Raw genomic sequence first — 321 nt, 5'->3', positions numbered from 1 at the left:
CAAGCGCTCAGGCCGGCACCCGCCAGCCCGCTATCGCGGTTTCGCACTCGTCGATCGCCGTCGCGATCAGGTCGGCGGTCGCCGCGGCGTCGAGCTGCCCGGTTTCCACCATCTCGGCCAGCCGGCGAAGCCGCTCCAGGCCGAAGTTGCCGGCCAGACCGTTGAGCGCATGCGCCGCGCGCCGCGCCTCGGCGACATCGGCGCCCGCCGCCCTCAGCCGGGCCAGTTCCCGGCGGGCCGCGTCGGGCACCACGGCGAGCATGGCGTCGAGGTTGTCCGCTCCCACCGCCCTGGCGAGATCGGCCAGCTTGGCGGCCATGC

Annotated in this window: 1 protein-coding gene; it reads right to left on the bottom strand. The window is 75.1% G+C overall.

What is annotated here, in order from left to right; genetic code table 11:
- Positions 1–7 precede the first annotated feature (7 nt).
- On the bottom strand, positions 8–321 hold a 314-nt coding region (locus N825_RS35850), incomplete at its 5' end, for an Hpt domain-containing protein (protein WP_037462578.1).

This window comes from Skermanella stibiiresistens SB22 (assembly GCF_000576635.1).
In the GTDB taxonomy this organism is placed as follows: Bacteria; Pseudomonadota; Alphaproteobacteria; order Azospirillales; family Azospirillaceae; genus Skermanella; species Skermanella stibiiresistens.
Note: the sequence above shows the minus strand (reverse complement) of the source record. Positions and strands in the feature narration are given on the sequence as shown.